18 protein-coding genes and 1 pseudogene are annotated in these 22,780 nt (G+C 65.1%); 7 read left to right on the forward strand and 12 right to left on the reverse strand.

The window, feature by feature from the left end; translation table 11 throughout:
* Window positions 1–2 precede the first annotated feature (2 nt).
* The 3 genes from HYN69_RS11355 to HYN69_RS11365 all read right to left on the reverse strand — a co-directional run bounded on the left by HYN69_RS11355 (window position 3) and on the right by HYN69_RS11365 (window position 2,224).
* Window positions 3–1,130 (reverse strand): aminotransferase class V-fold PLP-dependent enzyme, encoded by a 1,128-nt coding sequence (locus tag HYN69_RS11355; protein WP_108437170.1) that lies wholly within the window; start codon window positions 1,128–1,130, stop codon window positions 3–5.
* Between the two features lie 168 nt (window positions 1,131–1,298).
* A complete protein-coding gene (locus HYN69_RS11360) occupies window positions 1,299–1,757 on the reverse strand; it encodes an Lrp/AsnC family transcriptional regulator (protein WP_108437171.1) in 459 nt (152 codons plus the stop codon).
* 8 nt (window positions 1,758–1,765) lie between these two features.
* Window positions 1,766–2,224: an Lrp/AsnC family transcriptional regulator gene (locus HYN69_RS11365; protein ID WP_108435837.1), complete on the reverse strand. Its 459-nt coding sequence runs from the start codon at window positions 2,222–2,224 to the stop codon at window positions 1,766–1,768.
* Window positions 2,225–2,353: 129 nt separating this feature from the next.
* On the opposite strand from HYN69_RS11365, the gene ilvC reads away from it, so the two are divergent.
* From ilvC to HYN69_RS11380, 3 genes are all read left to right on the forward strand, one after another.
* Complete coding sequence (gene ilvC, locus HYN69_RS11370; RefSeq protein WP_108435838.1) at window positions 2,354–3,376, forward strand: ketol-acid reductoisomerase; 1,023 nt, start codon at window positions 2,354–2,356, stop codon at window positions 3,374–3,376.
* 80 nt (window positions 3,377–3,456) lie between these two features.
* Complete coding sequence (locus tag HYN69_RS11375) at window positions 3,457–5,067, forward strand: DUF262 domain-containing protein (RefSeq protein ID WP_159082436.1); 1,611 nt, start codon at window positions 3,457–3,459, stop codon at window positions 5,065–5,067.
* A 227-nt stretch (window positions 5,068–5,294) separates the two neighbouring features.
* Complete coding sequence (locus HYN69_RS11380) at window positions 5,295–5,483, forward strand: hypothetical protein (protein WP_108435840.1); 189 nt, start codon at window positions 5,295–5,297, stop codon at window positions 5,481–5,483.
* A 91-nt stretch (window positions 5,484–5,574) separates the two neighbouring features.
* On the opposite strand, the pseudogene glmM reads toward HYN69_RS11380, so the two are convergent.
* From glmM to HYN69_RS11425, 9 genes and pseudogenes are all read right to left on the reverse strand, one after another.
* Window positions 5,575–6,917: pseudogene (gene glmM / locus HYN69_RS11385) on the reverse strand (phosphoglucosamine mutase).
* Window positions 6,914–7,915, reverse strand: coding sequence for a dihydropteroate synthase (gene folP / locus HYN69_RS11390; protein WP_108435841.1), 1,002 nt, complete (start codon window positions 7,913–7,915; stop codon window positions 6,914–6,916). Before folP ends, glmM begins: the two are co-directional and overlap by 4 nt.
* 45 nt (window positions 7,916–7,960) lie before the next feature.
* Window positions 7,961–8,869, reverse strand: a complete 909-nt coding sequence (locus HYN69_RS11395; RefSeq protein WP_108435842.1) for a dihydroneopterin aldolase — start codon at window positions 8,867–8,869, stop codon at window positions 7,961–7,963.
* 132 nt (window positions 8,870–9,001) lie between these two features.
* The gene (locus tag HYN69_RS11400) at window positions 9,002–9,688 is read right to left on the reverse strand and encodes a cell wall hydrolase (protein WP_108435843.1); all 687 of its coding nucleotides are present in this window, start codon (window positions 9,686–9,688) and stop codon (window positions 9,002–9,004) included.
* A gap of 211 nt (window positions 9,689–9,899) precedes the next feature.
* Entirely contained in the window at window positions 9,900–12,440 is a 2,541-nt protein-coding gene (locus HYN69_RS11405; protein ID WP_230426390.1) for a putative PEP-binding protein, read from the reverse strand.
* Between the two features lie 232 nt (window positions 12,441–12,672).
* A complete protein-coding gene (gene glyS / locus HYN69_RS11410) occupies window positions 12,673–14,901 on the reverse strand; it encodes a glycine--tRNA ligase subunit beta (RefSeq protein WP_108435845.1) in 2,229 nt (742 codons plus the stop codon).
* A gap of 4 nt (window positions 14,902–14,905) precedes the next feature.
* Window positions 14,906–15,382, reverse strand: coding sequence for a DUF6446 family protein (locus HYN69_RS11415; RefSeq protein ID WP_108435846.1), 477 nt, complete (start codon window positions 15,380–15,382; stop codon window positions 14,906–14,908).
* Window positions 15,383–15,392: 10 nt separating this feature from the next.
* Window positions 15,393–16,094 (reverse strand): FkbM family methyltransferase, encoded by a 702-nt coding sequence (locus HYN69_RS11420; protein WP_159082437.1) that lies wholly within the window; start codon window positions 16,092–16,094, stop codon window positions 15,393–15,395.
* Entirely contained in the window at window positions 16,091–17,032 is a 942-nt protein-coding gene (locus tag HYN69_RS11425; protein WP_108435848.1) for a glycine--tRNA ligase subunit alpha, read from the reverse strand. Before HYN69_RS11425 ends, HYN69_RS11420 begins: the two co-directional genes overlap by 4 nt.
* Before the next feature lie 262 nt (window positions 17,033–17,294).
* Here HYN69_RS11425 and HYN69_RS11430 point away from each other — a divergent pair, with 262 nt between their 5' ends.
* From HYN69_RS11430 to HYN69_RS11445, 4 genes are all read left to right on the forward strand, one after another.
* Window positions 17,295–19,193 (forward strand): trypsin-like peptidase domain-containing protein, encoded by a 1,899-nt coding sequence (locus HYN69_RS11430; protein WP_108435849.1) that lies wholly within the window; start codon window positions 17,295–17,297, stop codon window positions 19,191–19,193.
* 569 nt (window positions 19,194–19,762) lie between these two features.
* Window positions 19,763–20,443: a 5-formyltetrahydrofolate cyclo-ligase gene (locus HYN69_RS11435; protein WP_159082438.1), complete on the forward strand. Its 681-nt coding sequence runs from the start codon at window positions 19,763–19,765 to the stop codon at window positions 20,441–20,443.
* A 40-nt stretch (window positions 20,444–20,483) separates the two neighbouring features.
* Window positions 20,484–21,230 (forward strand): endonuclease/exonuclease/phosphatase family protein, encoded by a 747-nt coding sequence (locus HYN69_RS11440; protein WP_108435851.1) that lies wholly within the window; start codon window positions 20,484–20,486, stop codon window positions 21,228–21,230.
* Window positions 21,227–22,765, forward strand: coding sequence for a phospholipase D family protein (locus HYN69_RS11445; RefSeq protein ID WP_108435852.1), 1,539 nt, complete (start codon window positions 21,227–21,229; stop codon window positions 22,763–22,765). Before HYN69_RS11440 ends, HYN69_RS11445 begins: the two co-directional genes overlap by 4 nt.
* Window positions 22,766–22,780 lie beyond the last annotated feature (15 nt).

Below are 22,780 nucleotides of genomic sequence, written 5' to 3' on the forward strand. Positions count from 1 at the left end.
GCTTAAAGCACCGCCTCCAGCGCGCCCTCCAGCCGCGCCACCGTCGCCGGCACATCCTTCAGCTTGTCCAACCCGAACAGCCCCAGACGAAAGGTCTTGAACTCCGCGCCTTCGCCTACCTGCAACGGCACCCCCGCCGCGATCTGCATGCCGATGGCGCGGAACTTCGACCCGTTTTGCACGTCGCTGTCGGCGGTATAGCTCACCACGACCCCCGGCGCCTGATACCCCTCCGCCGCGACCGAAGCCACGCCCTTGGCTGCCAGCAAACCGCGCACCGCACGGCCCAATTCCCATTGCGCGGCCTTGGCCTCGGCAAAGCCCATCGCCTTGGTCTCCAGCATCGCATCGCGGAATCCCACGATGGCATCAGTCGGCATGGTGGCATGATAGGCATGCCCGCCGCCTTCATAGGCCGCCATGATGGCCCGCCATTTCTTCAGATCGATGGCAAAGGAATTGCTCGTCGTCGCCGCCAGCCGCTCCTCGGCCCGCGCCGAAAGCACCACGACCCCCGCCGAAGGCGAAGCCGACCACCCCTTCTGAGGGGCCGAGATCAGCACATCCACCCCCGTCGCCTCCATATCGACCCAGACGCAGCCCGACGCGATACAGTCAAGCACCATCAGCGCCCCCACCTCATGCGCGGCAGCCGCCACCGTGGCAATATAGTCGTCCGGCAGGATCAACCCCGCGCTCGTCTCGACATGCGGCGCGAAAACCGCCTCGGGGCGCATCTCGCGGATCTTGGCCACGACTTCCTCGACAGGCGGCGGAGCGTAAGGCGCCTGCGCCCCGTTCCCCGTCTGCCGCGCCATCACCACCGTGGTCTCCTGCGCGAACCCGCCCGCCTCGAAAATCTGGCTCCAGCGGAACGAGAACCAGCCGTTCCGCACGATCAACACGTTGCCCTGCCCGAACTGCCGCGCCACGGCCTCCATCGCATAGGTTCCGCCCCCCGGCACCAACGCCACTGCCGATCCGCGATAGACCTCTTTCAGCAGGCCCGACACCTCCCGCATTACCCCCTGAAACTTCGCCGACATATGGTTGAGCGACCGATCGGTGAACACCACCGAGAATTCCTGCAACCCGTCCGGGTCCACATGTGCCAGCGGCAAGTTCGTCATCGCAATCCCTCCAAGATCTTTGCCCGAATATGGCGCAGCCCGCCCCCGAAACCAGCCTGTTTCCGACACACCCCCCCGCGCCTTTCCCATTTTCTGTCCAAAAATATCCTCGGGTGAGGTCCGGAGAGGGCAGACAGCCCTCTCCGGCGGCCAGCCAAGGGCGCAACGTCAGCCCAAAGGTCCCGGCCGCCGCTCCTCGGTCAAGAGCACATTGGCCTCGACATTCCCCACCCCCGGCAGCGTCATGATCCGCCGCCGCAGCACCCGCTCGAAATCGGCGATGTCGCGGGCCACCACCCGCAGGCGGTAATCGAACAGCCCCAACACGTGCTGGATCACCTGCACTTCCGGTATAGCCGCCACCGCCCGCTCGAAATCCTCAAGGCTCACCCGCCCCTTCGTGGCCAGCTTCACCCCCAGAAACACTGTGACCCCGAAGCCCAACGCCGCGCGGTCCACATCGACCTGCACCCCCGCCAGCACCCCCGCCTCCTCGAGCCGCTTCACCCGCCGCCACGCCGCCGGCTGGCTCAGCCCGAACCGGCGCCCCAATGCGCCAGCCGAAACCCCGGCTTCCAGCGCCAGCGCCCGCAGGATCGCCCGGTCCGTATCGTCCAGATCGATCACGCCAGCCTTCATAGGGGCAGCGCCTCGGCATCCTTGATCGTGGCGATCAGCATCAGCGCATCCACCTCGGCGATATGCGGCAAGCCCAGTATCCGCTGCCGGTACACCTCCTGATAATGCCCCATATCCCGCGCGATCACGTTCAGCCGCACATCGACGCGGCCCAGAAACGTCTCGATCGCCACCACCTCGGGCACCAACCGCGCCGCCGCGATGAAATCGTCGAACGCCCGCGGGTCGGTCTTGTCCAGCGTGAAGCGCAAACTCACCTCCACCTCGTAGCCCAGCCGCCGCCAATCCACCCGCGCCCGCTCGGCCTTGATCACACCGCCCTCGCGCAGCCGCTCCAGCCGCCGCCACAACGTCGCCGCCGTCACCCCCGCCCGCTCCGCCAATTCGGCGCGCGGCAAAGCCGGGTCGGCCAGATAATGCCGCAGCACCCTGCGGTCCGTATCGTCAAGCTGCATGAAATATCCAGACGCCCGCAGTTTCGCGCATGATTTTTCGCAGAAAAATCGCAATCCGTCAAACAACGCACATTCCCGCACGAAAACATGCGTATCTTGCCCGCATCATTCAAACCGGGAGCACGCCAAATGCGCGTCTATTACGATCGTGACTGCGACATCAACCTGATCAAGGACAAAAAGGTCGCCATCCTCGGCTACGGCAGCCAAGGCCACGCCCACGCGCTGAACCTGCGCGACTCGGGCGCGAAAAACCTCGTCGTCGCCCTGCGCGAAGGTTCCCCCTCGGCCAAGAAAGCCGAAGGCGAAGGCCTGAAAGTCATGGGCATCGCCGAAGCCGCCGCATGGGCCGACCTGATCATGTTCACCATGCCCGACGAACTGCAGGCCGAAACCTACCGCAAATACGTCCACGACAACATCCGCGAAGGCGCCGCCATCGCCTTCGCCCACGGCCTCAACATCCACTTCGGCCTGATCGAGCCCAAAAAAGGCGTCGACATCATCATGATGGCCCCCAAAGGCCCCGGCCACACCGTGCGCGGCGAATATGTCAAAGGCGGCGGCGTCCCCTGCCTCGTCGCGGTCCACAACGACGCGACCGGCAAGGCAATGGAAATCGGCCTCTCCTACTGCTCGGCCATCGGTGGCGGCCGCTCGGGGATCATCGAGACCAACTTCCGTCAGGAATGCGAAACCGACCTCTTCGGCGAACAGGCCGTGCTCTGCGGCGGCCTCGTCGAGCTGATCCGCATGGGCTTCGAAACCCTGGTCGAAGCCGGATACGAGCCGGAAATGGCCTATTTCGAATGCCTGCACGAGGTGAAGCTGATCGTGGACCTGATCTACGAAGGCGGCATCGCCAACATGAACTACTCGATCTCGAACACCGCCGAATACGGCGAATACGTCTCGGGCCCGCGCATCCTGCCCTACGCCGAAACCAAGGCCCGCATGAAAGAAGTGCTGACCGACATCCAGACCGGCAAATTCGTGCGCGACTTCATGCAGGAAAACGCCGTCGGCCAGCCCTTCTTCAAAGCGACCCGCCGCATCAACGACGAACACCAGATCGAAAAAGTCGGCGAGAAGCTGCGGGCGATGATGCCGTGGATCTCCAAAGGCAAGATGGTCGACCGCGCGCGGAACTGAGGTTTCGTCAGGGTTGAGATTGGGGGCGGTCCGGAAGGGCCGCCCTTTTCTTCTTGCGCCCGGTGCGTCTCTCTTGGAAGATGGTTCTGCTCAATATTGTTCGGATTGGTAGGCGTATGGCGAAAAAGGCCGTTCTAGATGCCCTTATAAAGCGTGCAGACTTCGCATTGCAGGACAGCCCATTAGCCATGAACATGGGCACAGAAATCAAGTTGGCTGAGTTTATAGGCAACGGACAACTTGGCAAGCTCTTAAGAAAGCCAGACTTTCAAAGAGAAACAAATCACTGGAGTCCAAGTCAAATTTCAGGCCTTGTGAAGAGTTTTGTCTCAAACGAATTGATTCCTGCACTGATTCTTTGGAAATCCAACTCGTTCATCTTTGTGATCGATGGCGCACATAGACTTAGCGCTCTAAAAGCTTGGGCTGACAATGACTATGGCGACGGCACCGCATCGGGTGCCTTTTTCTCACAGAATATCAACGCGTCTCAAAAGACAATCGCATTAGAAACACGAAAACTAGTTGAAGCTGAGGTTGGCAGGTATTCGGACTATGTTTCAATGACGGAAGAGCAACTTGCTGCCGACCATGTTAAGGCTGGAAAGTTCGCTACTATCTTTAACAGAGCCCTGCACGTTCAATGGATTCATGGCAATCAAGATGTTGCAGAATCTTCCTTTTTCAAGATCAACTCACAAGGGACAGTCTTGGATCAAACTGAGGAGACACTCCTCAAAAATAGAAATAGGTCCTACGCCATAGCAGCGCGGTCAATTGTTAGGGCAGGCACTGGTCACAATTATTGGTCGAAGTTCTCTCAAGAAAATCAAAAAAGAATCGAAGGCAACGCTAAAGAGCTTAACGATCTTTTGTTTCAACCTGATGTCACTGAACCCCTCAAAACTCTAGATTTGCCTCTAAACGGAACAGCTTCACCAGTAGATTCGTTGAAATCATTAATTGATATATTCGCGATAATCGACGGTGAAAGTGATGCAAAGAAATCCCTTGCGAAGCTCACAGATGACGCAGATGGTCAGCAAACTATTGAGCTACTTAAGCGGAGCCTAAAGGTAGCTCGCCGAATGACCGGAAACGATGCTGGAAGCCTTGGCTTACATCCAGCAGCATATTTTTACACTGAGAAGGGTAAGCCTAGTCGCTATCTGTTCCTTGGTGTGCTCTCGGCAATATCAGATGCCGTCCGAAATAACGATAAGTCATTCTTCAAAAGATTCACATCTCAAAGGGCGAAGATTGAGAACACACTTATCGCACGTAAGTCGTTAATAATTCAGGGCCTCGCCAACGTTAACAGTACGCAAAGGGTCGACAAAATCCGGGGTCTTTTAAAGAGCCTTGTCATACACTTCGAGAAGCAAGATCAAGTTCTTGATCGTGACATTCTACGTTTCCTCGGCCTTGAAGGAAGCGCCGGAGACCTTAAGCAAATTGAGGCCCCAGTGGGTTTTTCAACAGAGATAAAGTCCGCAATTTTTCTACAAACTGCAGTCAATTGTGCACCCCGTTGCAACATATGTGGTGGATTGCTTCACGTCGTCAAGTCAGCCTCCTATGACCACAAAACACCTGTAGCGGCAGGTGGACAGGGTCACGTCGCCAACGCTCAGATCGTTCACCCATTTTGCAATACTGGCATTAAGGGGAGCGACGTATCGCAGCCATAGCGAGCTTAGCATGCGCGTTCGACTGGAAATAATGTGCGCCCCGCTCGCAAATCCCAACACCAGCGCAAAGGTGAGCGCGAAGCGCACACCCACCCCCCCTATCTTTCCCCCCCGAAAAAGCGCATACCCGTCCCTCACCCCTGCCCAAGGGGGATTCCCCCGAACAACGGTGGCCGGCCCGCTCTGGCCTCCCGTCGTCGTCCGGCAAAGCCTCGAAAGGACGACCCATGGGTTTCTCGACCCCCAAGCCGCGCTTCAATCTTGTTGATTTCCTTGCCGAAAAGGCGACACCCGCCGCCCGCCGCAAGCCCACATGGAAGCGCCAGACCCTGCCCGAAGTGACCGAGTCGCCCGAGGTCGAAGCCGAGCCCGAAGCAGAAGCAGAAGCAGAACCCGAAGCGACCACCAAAGAATGAACGCCGGGGTGCGCCGCCACGGCGCACCTTCCCACCCGTCCGGAATTTTCGCAGAAAATTCGCCCGCCCGATTTTTCGCAGAAAAATCGCGCTAGACCGCCGCCTCGACCGCCGCGACGATCCCGTCCACCACGTGGCCCAGCAGCGCCTCGTCCTCGCATTCCGCCATCACCCGCACCAAAGGCTCGGTCCCCGATTTGCGGATCAGCAAGCGCCCCTTGCCTGCCAGCAGCGCCTCGCCCTCGGCAATCACCCGCTTGACCGCCTCGGCCTCAAGCGGAGCCGCCCCAGCGCCATAGCGCACGTTCTTCAGCATCTGCGGCACCGTCTCGAACTGCCGGATCAGCCGGTCAGCCGCCTGCCCCGTCCGCGCCATCTCGGCCAGAAACTGCAAGCCCGCGATCAGCCCGTCGCCGGTCGTCGCGTAATCGGTCATCACGATATGCCCCGACTGTTCGCCGCCAAGGTTGAACCCGCCCGCCCGCATCCGTTCCACCACATACCGGTCCCCGACCGCCGTCCGCTCCAGCCGCAGCCCGCGCCCCGCCAGATGCCGCTCGAGCCCGAGGTTCGACATGACCGTCGCCACCAGCGCCCCGCCGCGCAAACGCCCGTCCTCGGCCCAGCGCCCCGCCAAGAGCGCCATGATCTGGTCGCCATCCGCCACAGCGCCCGACTGGTCCAGAATCATCACGCGGTCCGCATCGCCATCGAGGCAGATGCCCACATCCGCCCCATGCGCCACCACGGCCTCGGCCGCCGTCTGCGTATGGGTCGACCCGCAGCGGTCGTTTATGTTGGTCCCGTTCGGGGCGACCCCCACCGGAATCACCTCGGCCCCCAACTCCCACAACACCTCGGGCGCGGCCTTATAGGCCGCACCATTGGCGCAATCGATCACCACCTTCAGCCCGTCCAGCCGCACACCGGCCGGAAAGGTCGTCTTGACGAATTCCTGATACCGACCGCGCCCGTCCTCGATGCGCTTGGCCCGCCCGATGTTCTCGGGCCGCGCAGGCACCACCGCCCCCCGAGTATCGCCTCGATCTCGGCTTCCGCCTCGTCGCTCAGCTTGAACCCGTCAGGCCCGAAGAACTTGATCCCGTTGTCCTGATGCGGGTTATGGGATGCCGAAATCATCACGCCCAGATCCGCCCGCATCGACCGCGTGAGGAACCCCACCGCAGGCGTCGGCACCGGCCCCAGCAGCAGAACGTTCATCCCGGTGCTGGTCAGGCCAGCCGTAAGCGCGTTCTCCAGCATATAGCCCGACAGCCGCGTGTCCTTGCCGATCACCACACGGTGCGCCGAACTCCCGTCGCGCCGGAAATACCGCCCCGCCGCAGCCCCCAGCGCCAAGGCCATCTCGGCGGTCATCGGATAGGTATTGGCCCGCCCGCGCACGCCATCGGTTCCAAACAGCTTCCGGCTCATGCCACGCCCTCCTCTACCGCCATCCACAAGCGCACGGCCTGCCGCGTCTCGGCCACGTCATGCACCCGCAACATCTGTGCGCCCTGCGCCACACCGGCCAAAGCCACCGCCAGCGATCCCGCGACACGGCGGTCCGCGACAGGCTCGCCCCCGATGGTCCCGATGAACTTCTTGCGCGAAACACCCAGCAGCACCGGCACGCCCAGATCATGGAACAGCGACAGCCCCCTGACCAGCGTCAGGTTATGCGCCACCGTCTTGCCAAAGCCGATACCGGGATCGACCATGATCCTGGCGCGCGGTATCCCCGCCGCCTCGGCCATCCGCACCCGTTCCGCCAGAAAATCGAACACATCCAGCAGCACATCGTCATAGACCGGATCGATCTGCATCGTCGCAGGGGTCTTGATCGAATGCATCAGGATGACAGGCACCCCCGCCCCCGCCACGACACCCGCCATGCCGGCATCAAAGCCCATCGCCGCCACGTCGTTGACGATCCCCGCCCCCGCCGCCAGCGCCGCCGCAGCCACCGCAGCCTTGCGCGTATCAATGCTGATCGGCACGCCAAGCGATGCCATCTCGGCAATCATTGGTGCCGTCCGCGCGATCTCCTCGGCAATCTCCACCTCGGCCGCACCCGGCCGCGTCGACTCGCCGCCGATATCCAGCACATCGGCACCCGCAGCCATGGCCCGTGCCTGCGCCAGCGCCGCCTCGGCCCCGACGAACCGCCCGCCATCCGAAAAGCTGTCCGGCGTGACGTTCAATATCCCCATCACCGAAGGGCGATCCATCGCCACCCCGCCAAAGGCCGGACGAGTCCCCGACAAGCGGTCCCGCACCTCGGCAGGCAAATCCCGCACTGCCACGCGGCGCGGCGCGGCCCCCCGCGCAAGCACCTCGACATGCGAAAACCACAGCCAGCCGCCCGCCAGCGGCAAGGCACCCTCGGGCCGGTCAGCAGCCCTCACAGCAATCGGTCGATGATATTCCATGCCGCTTGCCTAGGCCGCTCCGCCCCGCCGCGCAAGCCCGCCCGCTTAGGCCCGCTCCACCGGCACGCGGCTTCCCGCCGGCAATGCAACATCGCCGTGAACCACCATGCCGCTTGCCGCCATCATTTCGGCCAACCACAGCGCCAACGCCACCGCCTCGCGCCCCTGCGGCCCGTCCACGGCATCGAGCACCAGCTTTGACGGCGCCCAGACGATCATCTGCCCGCGCTTGACCGCCCAGTCGATTTCGGTCCGCGTCGCCACCACCACGCAGCGGTCGTCCTTGGCCGCCAGCCGCCACGCGTTCTGTTCTATGGCCAGCAGATCCACCCGCCGCTGCGTCGGCTTGTGCCCAGTCAACGGGCGCGGACCGTCCGGCAGTCCGACCGCCAGAATCACCGGCACACCCCGCGCCTGCAACCCGTCCAGACGCGCGCCCAGCCCCGCATCGTCGATCGCCGCATTGTCGAGGTAGACGACCAGAGGATGCACCGCCTCTTCGTTGCCGTCGCTGCCCACCGCCCGCACCGGCGCCTCGGCGCGGCTCCGCACGATCTCGACCCCCAGCTTGCCCGGCCCGCGATCCAGCTTTTCAACCCGCACGAACACCCGCATCGCCTGCGGTTCCGCAAGAATCCGCTCGGCAATACGGGCCGCCAGCGTTTCCAGCAGGTTCAGCCGCTCGGCCGACAGCTCGGCGGCAATGGCCTCGGTGATCCGGTCATAGCTCAGGATCTTGTCGACATCGTCGTCCAAAGGCTGCGGCTGCGGCCGCACCTCGACCACCACGTTGAACTGCACCCGTTGCCGCGTGCCACGTTCCTGCTGGAACGCCCCGATCTCGACCTCTACGATATGGTCGCGCAGCGAAATCCGGTCGCGCGGGTCAGCCGAGGCCGAAGCCACCGCCCGTTCCTCGGGATGGGCAAAGGCAAGCCGGATATCGGTGGTCATGGTCTCGCTCTCCCCGCGCCGGCGTCACACCGGTCTCCCAAGGACAGCTTACCCCCGCCCCTGCGCCCTGCCTTGCCAAAAGGCGGCACTCGGCGCAAGCCCGCCGACCATCCTGCGGCGGGTCAAAGCGTCTCAGTCCTGCCGATAGAACAGATGCGAACCGATCGTGGCGGTGCGGTCAAAGCGGTGCGACCAGTCCGGAGAAACGCCGCGCGTGTGAAAGAACATCGCCCCCATGGTCAGCGTGCGCGGCGCGCCGTCCAGCATCACCCGCGCAATGCGTCCGGCAAGATCGATAGCCTCGCCATCCCGCATCGCATCGGCCCGTCCGTCACAGACATAGGAAAACTGGCACCCGCCATTGCCCCGCTGCCCGACGACACCGCAGACCGACCCGGGATAACGCCCGCTCTCCTTGCGGTTCAAGATCACCTCGGCCACGGCAAACTGGCCCTTCAGCGTCTCGCCCCGCGCCTCGAAATAGATCGCCTTTCGCAGGCACTCCCACTCGGCGTCACCCGAGGGCGCAGGCTGTGACGCCAGCCATGCAGTGTCATACGAGATCACGACCGGCTCGGCAGGCTTTTGCCGTGCCGACGTCGTCTTCGTGGCGACCTTGGGCCCCACGGCCAATTCCTTCAATTTCTGCTCCGGCAAGGCATCCAGCGCCTGCCGCTCAGCCCCAAGAAGCAGGGCCATCTGCCCGCCCATTGCGGCGGTTGGGTCATTCGAATGGCTCACCGTAACATCGGCGAAGGCCGCTCCATTCAGGATGACGGCAGCAATCGCCCCCAACATCCAGCCTGTATGCAAGCGCATGTATCGTGTTTCCCGGTCTGTTTCCCTCACCGGCAAGCCTTACCATCGAAAGTATGGCACACTCGGCGAAGGCACGGGGTAGTCGACGCTCCGCGGGCCTGTCCACCTATGTGGCAAAATTACAACGTAAATACGGCGAGCTTCGGCGGATTACCGCCGAAAAATATCAGGTTAATGCGTGAAGAGTGCCTTACAACCGCATGATATTGTGTCAGTCTTTCGCTGACACCGCCAGATCGCCCAGCGCCAGATGCGCCGCCGCCAACCGTGCAAGCGGCACCCGATAGGGCGAACAGGACACATAATCGAACCCCGCCTTGCGGCAGAAATCGATTGATTCGGGGTTGCCGCCATGCTCGCCGCAGATCGACAGGACCAGATCGCCACGCGCCTTGCGCCCGCGTTCCGCCCCGATATGCAACAGCTCGCCTACCCCGTCCACGTCCAGCACATGGAACGGATCCTCGGGGAAAACCCCTTGCTGCACATAGGTGTTCATGAACCGCCCCGCATCGTCGCGGCTCAGCCCGTAGGTCATCTGCGTCAGGTCGTTGGTCCCGAATGACAGGAACGCCGCATGCTGCGCGATCTCGCCCGCCCGCAAGGCGGCGCGCGGGGTTTCGACCATCACCCCCAGCTTATAGGCAAACTCCACCCCGCTTTTCGCCCGCACCTTGGCCGCCACCGCATCGACCCGCGCCTTGACCAACTCGACCTCGCGCTTGGCCGAAACCAAGGGAATCATGATCTCGGGCACCACCGCAGCCCCGCCCCGCGCGATCTCGACCGTCGCCTCGAAAATCGCCTGCGCCTGCATGTCGTAAATCTCGGGCAGCACGACCCCCAGCCGCACCCCCCGCATCCCCAGCATCGGGTTGAACTCGGAAAGCGCCTCGGCCCGCCGCACCACCTCACTCAGCGGGCGGTCCAGCGCCTCGGCCAACTCGCGCAACCCCTCGCGGCTTTGCGGCAAGAACTCGTGCAACGGCGGATCGAACAGCCTGATGCACACCGGCAACCCCTGCATGATGCTGAACAACTGCACGAAATCGTCGCGCTGCATCGGCAACAGCCGCGCCAGTGCCGCCGCCCGATCCTTCGACGTATCCGCGAAAATCATCTCGCGCATCACGACCAGCCGGTCATCCTCGAAAAACATATGCTCGGTCCGGCACAGCCCGATCCCCTGCGCCTCGAAGCGCCGCGCGGTCGCGGCATCGGCTGGAGTGTCCGCATTCGCCCTGATCCCGATATCGCGCACCGCATCGGCCCATCCCAGCAACGTGCGGAAATCCTCGTCCAGCGCGGGGGCGAGCATTTCCGTCGCGCCCATCAGCGCCTCGCCGGTGCTGCCATCCAGCGTGATCACATCCCCCTCGCGCAGCACCCGCCCGTCCTGCGCGGTCAGGGTCTTTTCCTTGCCGTCCAGCTTCATCTCGGACGCGCCCACGATACAGGGCAGGCCCAGCCCCCGCGCAATCACCGCCGCGTGGCTGGTCATGCCCCCCCGCTCGGTCAGAACGCCAATCGCGGAATGCATCCCGCGAATGTCCTCGGGCGCCGTCTCGCGCCGCACCAGAACGCAAGGCTCGCCCCGCGCCGCACTCGCCTGCGCCGCCGCAGAACTGAACACGATCCGCCCCGTCGCAGCCCCCGGACTGGCGGCGATCCCCTTTATGAACACATCCCGCGGCCCGCGCGGATCAACCTGGAAATGCAGCATCTCGGTCAAGGACCGCGGCGCAACCCGCAACACCGCCTCGTTTTCGGTGATGATCCCGTCCCGCGCCAGCGCCACGGCGATCTTCAGCCCCGCCCGCGCCGACCGCGCCACTTTCACCGCATCCAGCACCGAAAGCCGCCCGTCCTCGATGGTGAACTCGATCTGCATCTCCTCGCGCAGCTTGGTCCGGCACCGCGCGCCATGCGCCACCAGCTCGGCAAAGACCTCGGGCGCGATATCCTCGAGCGACGGCCCCCGCACATCGCGCGTCAGGTAGATCGCATCCGTCTTCTTCAGCGCGTCCCGGCCCTGCGATTGCCCCAGATACCGCCCCGTCACCTGCGCCAACCCCGTGACCGGATCGACGAACTGCATCACCCCCGACCCCGACACCCCCTTGCCGATGCCCTGCGCCATCTCCTGCACGACCAGCCCCAGCCCCGCCTCGGGCGCGGCCCCCTTGGCCTGCCGCAAAAGCCGCGCCGTCGTCCCTTCCCATGCCCGCGCCATCGACCGCAGCACTTCCGCCAACTGCCGCCCCGCATCCTGTGGAAACGGCTCCTCCATCTCCAACTCGTAAACCCGCAGCGCATCGCGCAGCGCCTCGGCACTGGGGGCTGCATCGAACATGTCGGGATCGAGCCGCGCCACATGGGTCGCATAAGACTGCACGAAGCGCAGATACAGCGCATCCGCCGCCGCTTGCCCGTGCTTTTCCACCAGCGCCGCGTGGCGGCCCGCGTTCATCCCCACGTTCAAAATCGTCCCCGGCCCGCCCCAATCGGGGTTCTCGGGGCTGGGTCGCACCGAAATCAGCGCCCCCTCCCCGAAATGCGCCAGAATGGCCGCCACATCCACCTGTTGCCCCGCAGCAATTCCCCGCACCGTCTGCGCGGGCAAGGCGACCGTCTCTGGCACCGGCAATTCCAGCCGGACAAGGCGCTGCAGGCACTTCGCCCGCCAGCCATGCGCAGGCGTCATGATCCGCGCCGTCGGCGTGATCTCGGCAAAGTCGGCGATCTTGTCCATTTTCTGCACTGCGGCGTCCCTTATTCGCGCCCGCAGGATACGCGCAAAACACCGTCAGACAAGCAAAGTTTACAGCAAGAAGGGGGGCCTCGGCCCCCCTCACCCCCCGAGGATATTTCCGCCAGCATGAAAGCGGCAAAGACCCCTTCCCGCTTTCACGCTTGGCCAAATATCCTCGGGTGAGGTCCGGAGAGGGCAGACAGCCCTCTCCGGGATCAGCCCGAAGCGCGCGCTATCCCTCGACGCGGCCCAGATCGGCCACACCGCCGCACACCGCACGGATGCGGTGCAACAGGTTCAGCCGGTTGCGCCGCACGATCTGGTTGTCGCTGTTCACCTGCACGGCGGTGAAAAACGCATCGATAGGTGCGCGCAACTGCGCCATCGCCGCCATCGCACCGGCAAAATCCTCGGCCTTCACCGCAGGGCCAATCGCCTGCTCCGCCACATCAAGCGCATTGAAAAGCGCCTTTTCCTCGTCGCCTTCAGCAAACTTGGGATCGGCCCCGAACGAGTATTCCACCCCGTCCTTCGCCTCGGCCTGCGCCAGAATGTTGTTGGCACGCTTGAAGCCTTGCAGCAAATCCGGCCCGTCCGCCGAGGCCATGAACCCCTGCAACGCCTGCGCCCGCTTCACGAGCAACGTCAGATCATCATTGCCGGGCATCGCCAGACACGCATCGATCACATCATGCCGGATGCCTTGGTCTTTCAGGAAAACCTTCAGGCGGTCGTGGAAGAAGGCGAGGAGGTCGGATGGCATCCGCTCAATCAAGCGCACGCGCTGAATGAGGTCATCTTCATTACTAGCCACAACAGACGCGACCAATCCTTCCAAATATTTCTCACCGGCCTTTTTTCCAACGCGGGAAATGTTCCACCAAGCTTCGAGCGACTCCGCTCGATCCGCAAAAAGGCTGGCGCGGAGCTTCTCGTTGCCTAGAATATGTCCGGTGAAGGTTGCTTTCAACCCACCCCGCACCCCGTTCACCAAAACCAGCCGGATCACTCCCAGCGCCGCACGCCGCAGCGCGAACGGGTCTTTGCTCCCCGTGGGCTTCTCGTCAATCGCCCAGAACCCCGTCAGCGTGTCGATCTTGTCGGCCAGCGCCACGGCCACCGAAACCGGCTCTACCGGCACCGCATCGGTCGGCCCCAGCGGCGCGTAATGGTCGCGCGCGGCATTCGCCACCGCCTCGTCCATCCCCGCCGCGCGGGCGTAATACATGCCCATCAGACCCTGCAATTCGGGGAATTCCCCGACCATCGCCGACCGCAAATCAGCCTTGGCCACCCGCGCCGCCGCTTCCGCCACATCCGGCGCAGCCCCGACCAGCGGCGCAATCTCGCGCGCCAGCGCCGCGATCCGCGCAATCCGTTCGGCCTGCGAGCCCAGCTTGTTGTGGAACGTCACCGCCCCCAGACCGTCAAGCCACTCACCCATACCGGCCTTGGCCACCCGCAGGTCGTTCTCCCAGAAGAACCGCGCATCCGACAGCCGCGCCGACAGCACCTTCTGGTTCCCCTTCAGGATCGTCGCCCCGTCATCCGCCGTCTCCACGTTTGCGACCGTCACGAACCCTTCGATCCGCCCCGTCTTGGGGTTGCGGACCGAAAAGAACTTCTGGTGCTCCTTCATCGACGTCTGCAAAACCTCGGCGGGCAGCGACAGGAAATCTTCCCCGATCCGCCCCATCAGCGGCACCGGCCATTCGACCAGCCCCGCCACTTCCGCCAGCAAGCCGCGATCCTCGACCACTTCCATCCCCGCCGCAAAGGCGAGGTTCGTGGCCCCCTGCCAGATATGCGCCTCGCGCTCGGCGGCATCGAGCATCACCCGCGCCTTCCACAGCTCGGCGCGGTAATCGTCGAACGAGGTCACCGCAAAGCGCCCGTTCCCCATGAAACGGTGCCCCTCGGTCGTATCCGCAGCCCTGATCCCGTCGATATCCAGATCGACCACCGCAGCCCCGCCCTCATCGACCAGCAGGCAAATGATCGACTGCAAAGGCCGCACCCAGCGCAAAGACCCCGTCCCCCAGCGCATCGACTTGGGCCAGGGGAAGTTCCGCACCGCGCCCTCCAGCACCCCGGCCACGATCTCCGCCGCCGCCCGACCGGGCTTTTCGATCACCGCAAAATAGACCTGCGCCTTCTTGTCGTCGCGCAACTCCAACTGCTCGCGCGTCAACCCCGTAGACCGCAGAAACCCCTCCAGCGCCGCCGCAGGCGCATCCGCCCGCGGACCCTTGCGCTCTTCGCGCACGGGGCGGCTTTCCGCCGTCAGCCCCTCGACCGACAAGACCAGCCGCCGCGGCGTCGAAAACGCGCCTGCGGCTTCATAGGTCAACCCCGCCTCGACCAACCCGTCGGTCACGATGCGCTTCAGGTCAGACGCGGCCTTGGCCTGCATCCGTGCCGGGATCTCTTCGGAAAACAACTCGATCAGCAGGTCGGGCATGGTCTCACTCGTTTCCTTCGTCGCCGTTCAGTTGTTGCCACGCAAAGGCGCGGCCATCGGCAAAGACCGCAACCACGCGGTCCACACCGGGGTGGATATTCGCTTGCCCCAGAAAGGCAATCGCCTCGCCGCTCTCCAAGGCCGCACCAATCGCTTCGGCATCGAAGCAATCGAACCAGCCCGGCGCCAAAAGCGGCGTCGGCGCAGGGTAGATCCTGTAGGTCTCGGTCAGCATCGCCTGCGTCATCGGCGTCTTGAAACAGGCGCGGAACCGGATCGGAGAGCTGTCGCTGTCGATCCCCGTCACGCCTTCGGCCAATATCGCCTCGGGCTGCCCGCTCTCGACCGAGGTCAGCATGATCTCGGCCCCCGGCGTGAACTTCGCCTCGTCGTAAAAGGCATAGACCTGCAGCCAATACATGGCGATGCCCGCCACCAATCCCGTCAGCACCAGAAACCCCGCGATGATCTTGCCATTCACTCTGCGTTCCTCAAGGCCAATACAGGTTGACATACCGCTGCGGCAAACCCGCCGCCTCGCGCCGCAGCCGGTCGATCAGCGCGGTCTTTTCAGGCGCAAGCCGCTCGTGCGTCTCGACGAACATCGCGTCAAAGCCATAATCCCATGGCGCGGCAAAGACCTGTTCGAGAATGTCGAACTCGGCCCCCTCGATATCCATCTTGACCAGCGCAACCCGCTGGCCGCACCGCGCCAGAGCGTCGTAGAAAGACACCACCTCTACGTCGATGCCGTCGCCACCGCCATTGTCGAAGACGATCGAACTCGCCACCGTCTGGTGCCCGCCCGCCGCCAGCTTCTTGCGGCTCAACCGCAGGCTTCCCGCCTTGGCCGCCACGGCTGCGTTGTAAAGCCGCACATTGGCCAGACCGGCAACCGCCTGCGACAAGCGCACAAAGGCCTCGGGGTCCGGCTCATAGGCATGCACCATCGCCCCGGTTGCGGCAAGTTTCTTGGTGAACACCCCCGCATTGGCCCCAAGGTCGAGCACCGCATCCCCCGGCCCGATCCGGCCCAGAAACCCGTCGAACGCCTGTATCGACACGCGCCCGTAACGGCGTAGCAACTTGCGCCGCGCACTCCGCCCGAAATAGCCGGGCCATGCCTGCGCCGCAGCCAGCAGCCGCAAAAGCGGCGTCTCGGCGCGAAAGACGAAGGGGGCGGTTCGGGTCAAGCCGCCACCCCGCCTGCTTCCGCCCCGCCTGCTTCGGTCGTCACGAAGGCGTCGGCGCATTTCTTGGCCAAGGCCCGCACCCGCCCGATATAGGCCTGCCGTTCCGTCACCGAAATCACTCCCCGCGCATCGAGCAGGTTGAACAGATGGCTGGCCTTGATGCACTGGTCATAGGCCGGATGCGCCATCACGATGCGCCGCCCCGCCTTGTCGGTCACATCCGCCGCCAGAATACGCTCGCACTCGGCCTCGGCATCCTTGAAATGCGAAAGCAGCATGTCCGTGTCGGCCTGATCGAAATTCCAGCGGCTGTATTCCTGCTCGGTCTGGCGGAAGATATCGCCGTATTTCAACGGGATAGGCGACGCAGGATCGTTAAAGGGCATCTCCATCACATGGTCGATCCCCAGCACATACATGGCCAGCCGTTCCAACCCATAGGTCAACTCGCCCGAAACCGGGCGGCAATCATGCCCGCCGACCTGCTGGAAATAGGTGAACTGGCTCACCTCCATCCCGTCGCACCAGACCTCCCAGCCCAGCCCCCACGCGCCCAGCGTCGGGCTTTCCCAGTCATCCTCGACGAAACGGATGTCATGCAGCGCCATGTCGATCCCGATCGCGCGCAGCGACCCCAGATACAGCTCCTGCATATCGGCGGGAGACGGCTTTATCAGCACCTGATACTGGTAGTAATGCTGCAAGCGGTTCGGGTTCTCGCCGTATCGCCCGTCCGTAGGCCGGCGCGACGGCTGCACGTAGGCCGCAGCCCAAGGGCGCGACCCCAGCGCCCGCAGCGTAGTCGCAGGGTGAAAGGTGCCCGCCCCCACTTCCATGTCATAGGGCTGCAACACGGCGCAGCCCTTGGCACCCCAATAGGACTGCAAGCGCAGGATGATCTCCTGAAAACTGCGCGGGGGAACAACGCTCTCGGCCATCGGCAAGCCCTCTTGAAAACCGCCCCCTCCATAGGCAACCCCGCCTTCGCGGTCAATGCCACCCCCCCCGCCTTCGCCCCCCGTCTGCGCCCCCCGTCTGCGCCAGTCTGGCCGATACCGCCCCGCACTGCGCGCACGACTTTGGCCCCGCAACAAAAGCCCGCAACGAATGCCCGTGACGAAAGCACGTGCAACTCCGCGCGCCCCTCTGCTAGGGTCTCAGCGACAAATGACCCAAAAGATACCGAACGGACCCACCCGAATGATGCGACAGGCGTTTTCCCTTCTTGTGCTCCTTGTAACCCTTGCGACCGCCTTTGCCGCACCCGTGCAAGCCCAGACCGCCCCCCCCCCGACCGCTCCCCCGACCGCTTCCCAAACCGCTCCCCAAACCGCTCGGGGCAGTTTCTGGCTCCAGATCGAAGCCCAGCCCAACCTTGCCGGGGCCGAAGAACGGGCTAGCGCATGGCAGGGGCTGTTCAGCGATGTCGCGGGCTTTTCCACCGGCTCGGGCTGGTATGTCATCACACTCGGCCCCTATTCCGAACAACAGGCCGCCGACCGCATCGCCGAACTCCGCTCCGAAAACCTGATCCCGCGTGACAGCTTCGTGTCCGACGGCGCGACCTACGGCGCGATGTTCTGGCCCGCCGGAGCCACGGCTCCCCTCCCGCTGGCCCCCGATCTTCAGGCGACAGACCCGCTCGCACCCGCAGCCGACACAACCGAAGCCCTCACTTCCGAAGCCCTCACTTCAGAAGCCCTCACTTCAGAAGCCGGCCAACCGGCCCCCGACATGCTCACCGACACCCTCCCCGACACCCTCACCGAAATCCTCCCCGACGAAACCCCCGAAGAAGCCCGCGCCTCCGAATCCCTCCTCACCCAGACCGAACGCGAAGACCTGCAACGCGCCCTGATGTGGTTCGGCTTTTACGATGCCAAACTCGACGGCTCTTTCGGTCGCGGCACCCGCGCATCCATGGCCGCATGGCAAGGCGCGGGCGGGTTCGAGCCGACCGGCATCCTCACCACCGCCCAGCGCGCCGCCCTCCTGACCACCTACCGCGCCGAGGAACAGGGTTTCGGCTTCCAGACTGTCACCGAATCCGAAGCCGGGATCGAGGCGACCTTGCCCCTCGCCCTCGTCGCCTTCGACCATTACGAACCCCCCTTCGTGCATTTCACCGCGCGCGACGGCAGCGAAACGCGCATCCTCCTGCTCAGCCAACCGGGCGACGAAGCGGCCCTCGCAGGCCTCTACGACACGCTGCAAACCTTGCAGATCATGCCCGCCACCGGCCCCCGCAGCCTGCAGGGCGACAGCTTCACCCTGCGCGGCGAAAGCGCAGGCCTCGTCACCGAAGCCTTCGCCACCACCTCGCGCGGCATGGTCAAAGGCTGGCTCATCAGCTGGAACCCCGACACCACCCCGAACATGGACCGCGCCGTTTCCACCCTCAGGGCCAGCTTCCGCCCCATCGGCGACCGCGCGCTCGACCCCGGCCTCGTCCCTCTCACGCCTGCCGTCAAAAGCGGGCTGCTCGCAGGTCTCGAGATCAAGAAACCGCGCCTCTCGCGTTCAGGCTTCTACGTCGATGCCACAGGCAGCGTCCTGACCACGGCCGAGGCCGTCGCCCAATGTGGCCGCATCACGCTCGATGGCCGGACCGAGGCGACCGTAGCCGCGACCGATGCCGCAAACGGCCTTGCCCTGCTGAAACCCGCAAGCCCCCTCGCCCCGCCCGCCTTTGCCGCCTTCGCGCCGGGCACGCCCAACACCGAAATCGCGGTTGCAGGCTACAGCTACGGCGACATGCTGCCCGCCCCGGTGCTGACCTACGGCCGCTTCGCCGCCGCCGAAGGGCTGGACGGTGGAACCGCCCTGAACCGCCTCGACCTCGCAGCACGCGAGGGCGACACCGGCGGTCCGGTCCTCACGGCCTCGGGCGCGGTGGCGGGCATCCTCGTGCCGCAACCCGACAAAACCCGCGCCCTGCCCAAAGGCACCGCCTTCGCGGCCCCCCCGGCAGTCCTCGCCGCGCTCTTGCAATCGGGCGGCGTGACGCCGGCTACGGCCCCCGAAGCCGCCCCCCTCACCCCGCAAGACCAGATCGCCCTAGGCACCGCCATGACGGTCCTCGTCTCCTGCTGGGACTGACCGGTCACGAATGTCACCACCCCGATCCCGCAGGCCGCCCCGCAACGGCCGGCCTGCGCCCACGCCGACCAGCCCGGACCAGCCCGGACCGGCCCGTATCCCGCCAAAACCCGCCCCACCGCCACAAGCCCAAAGACCGTTCGCCTCCAGTCCACGACCGAAATCCCCCGCTTCGCCCCCAAATCAAACAACCTTCTCCCCGACGCCCCCGCCCACAGTCGCCCCGCAAAGACTGTCCGCCACCCCGACAGCCCAACCCCCTCGCCTCCGCCCAACCACCGCAGCGCCCACCCTGCGCCCTGCCACCAACGTCGCCCCCCACCCGCAGCCACACTGCCCGACGCCCCCGCGTCGCGTTCTTGCCACCACCCGACACCCCTCACGGCAAGAAAGCCCCCGTCAGCCCCCCCTTGCCCGCCACGCCACCGACCGCGCAGTCCGCAGCGTCAATGGCCAAGCCTCCCATCCGCACCAGCCCCCTCCCCCGTAACCTTGCGACCACAGGCACCCCCCGATCAGGAACCACCCCGCCGCCGCAGCGTTTCCCCTCGCAACAAGCGGACAGCGCCATGCCCCTTTCCTCCGACCCATGCCAAGCCGCCCATATCGGCGAACGTCCCTTCACGGGCGATCCCGCCTCGCCCCTCGATGTCGCCGCTTGGCGCCATGACGAACGCCAGCGCCTCCGCGCCGAACGCAAGGCGCTCACCCCCGCGATGGCCGTCTCCGTCACCGACCGCATCGCCGCCTGCCTGACCGAACTCCTCGCCCCGCTCGACGCCTCGCGCCTCATCATCGGCGCATCATGGCCCATCGGCGGAGAGCCGGACCTGATCCCCTTCCTCACCACCCTGCGCCAGCGCGGCGCGATCCTGTCGCTCTCGGCCTGCGTCAAACCGCCCGCCGCCATGCGCTTTCGCCGCTGGACGCCGAACGCCCCGCTCGAACGCGGGCTCTGGAACCTGCCCGTCCCCCCCGCCTCGGCGGGCGAGGTGACGCCGAACCTCCTGATCGCCCCGCTTCTCGGCTGGGACGACGCCTGCAACCGCCTCGGCTTCGGCACCGGCTACTTCGACCGCACACTCGACCACATGGCACCGCACCCCTTCGCGATCGGAGTCGGCCTCCATTCCGCGCGGCTCTCGACGATCCACCCCCTGCCGCATGACAGGCGGCTCGACCTGATCGTCACCGAATGCGGCGTCGAAGCCGGAAGCCCGCCTTTGCCTTCGCGCAGGGGCATGGTCTAGGGTGTCGCCACCACCGGCCACCCGAACTTTGGCAGAGACCATGCCCGCAGACGCACCCGACAACCTGCCCCATCCGCCGCCGCTCCTCGTCGCGTCGTGGAACATCCACAAGGGCGTCGGCGCCGACCGTCGCCGCGACCTGTTCCGCACCGCCGAGGTGATGCAGGAACTCTGCCCCGACATCCTCGCCCTGCAAGAGGCCGACCGCCGCTTCGGTGACCGCGCGGGCCTTCTCGACCTCGAACATGTCCGCACCCAATGCGGTCTTGTCCCCGTGCTGCCCGATACACCCGGCCCCTCGCATGGCTGGCACGGCAACCTGATCTTCGTACGTCATGCGGAAATCGAGGATATCCACCCCCTCGCCCTGCCGGGGTTCGAACCGCGCGGCGCGCTGATCGCCGACCTGAACCTCTCGGGTCAGCTGCTCAGGGTGGTGGGTCTCCACATGGGGCTTCTGGCAACCTCGCGCCGTGCCCAAAGCCACGCCCTGCTCGACCGGCTGTCCCGCCTGCCCCCCCGCCCCACGCTGGTGATGGGCGACATGAACGAATGGCGCAGCGGCCCCAACGCCTCGACCGCCGCCCTGCACCGCCAATTCCACGCGCCCCCCGCCCCGCGCAGCTTTCCCGCCCGCCTGCCCGTCGCCGCCCTCGACCGCATCATGGCCAGCCGCGACATCGCGCTGACGGGCCTGACGACCCACGACACGCCGCTTGCACGCCACGCCTCCGATCACCTCCCGCTCAAGGCGCGCCTCACCTTCCCCGCGACGGCAGCGCCATGATCACCACCCTCGCGATCTGGCTCGTCCTCCTCGGCTTGGGCATCTTCGCGGCCTCGGTCCTCGCCCTGCGCTCCTACACCCGCTTCGCCCGCAAGGCGCGCGGCCCCCGCTCGCAGGCGCTGCCCACAGACGGCCCGCCCACAGAACCCGACCGCCTGCTCGCCCCGCTTCTCGCCGCCCATCCGGGCCAGAACGGGCTTGCCAACATCCTCGACCACAAAGCCGCCTTCGCCGCCCGCGCCCATGCCGCCCGCATCGCCGGACGCAGCCTCGATCTGATCTATTACATCTGGACCACCGACACCTCGGGCTGGCTTTTGCTTGCCGAACTGCTCGACGCCGCCGACCGCGGCGTGCGCGTGCGCCTGCTTCTCGACGATGTGAACGTGCAGGGCTTCGACCTTGCCTTCCTCGGCCTCAACCAGCACCCCAATGTCGAGGTGCGGCTGTTCAATCCGGTGATGAACCGCGGCCACTGGATCCGGCGCGGCACCGAATTCGCCCTTGGCCTGTCGCGCTTCAACCGCCGCATGCATGGCAAGGTCTGGATCACCGACGGCCGCCTCGCCATCCTCGGCGGGCGCAACATCGGCGACACCTATTTCGGTGCGCCGGGATCGGGCGCGCGCCTCTCGCACGATGCCGACATGGTGCTCGCAGGCCCCTTGGTGCAATCGGTCGAACAGGTGTTCGACACCTATTGGAACCTCGGCCTGTCGCTGCCGATCCTGACCTTGTGGAAAGCCTTCCGCATCAGCATGGCCCGCTACCGCCGCCGCGTCGCCCGCCACGCCAACGCCCCCCTTTCGGTGCACTACAAGGCCGAGGCGATGGCCAACCACAGCGCCGAAAGCCTTCTCGTGGACCCGCTGCGCTTCACCCCCGATGTGACACTGCTCGCCGATCCGCCCGAGAAAGCCTTTGGCCACCGCAAGGAACCATGGCTGCTGGACCGCATCGAAACCCTGCTGACCGGCGCCAAATCCGAAGTGCTGCTGACCACCCCCTACTTCGTCCCCGGTGCCTCGGGCCTGAAAATCCTGACCGACCTCGCCACCAACGGCGTCAAAGTGAAAGTCCTGACCAACTCCCTCGCCGCGACCGACCTCTTCGCCGTCCACGCCGCCTACCGCAGCTACCGCCAACCGCTCGTCGCCTCGGGTGCGGCCCTCTACGAATACGCCCCGCCCCGCGGCACGGGCCGCAAACGCGCTCTCCTGCACTCGAAGATATTCGTCATCGACGGCGAACAGGCCCTCGTCGGATCGCACAACTTCGACCTGCGCTCGGCCTATATCAACATCGAACTCGGCCTGCTCTTCCGCGAACCCGTACTCGTCGCCGAACTGCGCGACCTTTTTGCCCGCCAGACCCGCCCCGAGAATGCCTTCGCCGTCACCGCCCGCAACGGCGCGCTCTACTGGAACGTGATCGAAGATGGCCGCAAGGGCCGCGAAACCGCCGAACCCGAAGCAAGCCTGTCACGCCGCCTCGCCTCGAGCCTCATCGCCCGCCTGCCGCACGACTGGTTCTGACTTCTGGCCCGACCC

Origin of the sequence: Gemmobacter aquarius, assembly GCF_003060865.1 — a bacterium.
GTDB lineage: Bacteria > Pseudomonadota > Alphaproteobacteria > Rhodobacterales > Rhodobacteraceae > Paragemmobacter > Paragemmobacter aquarius.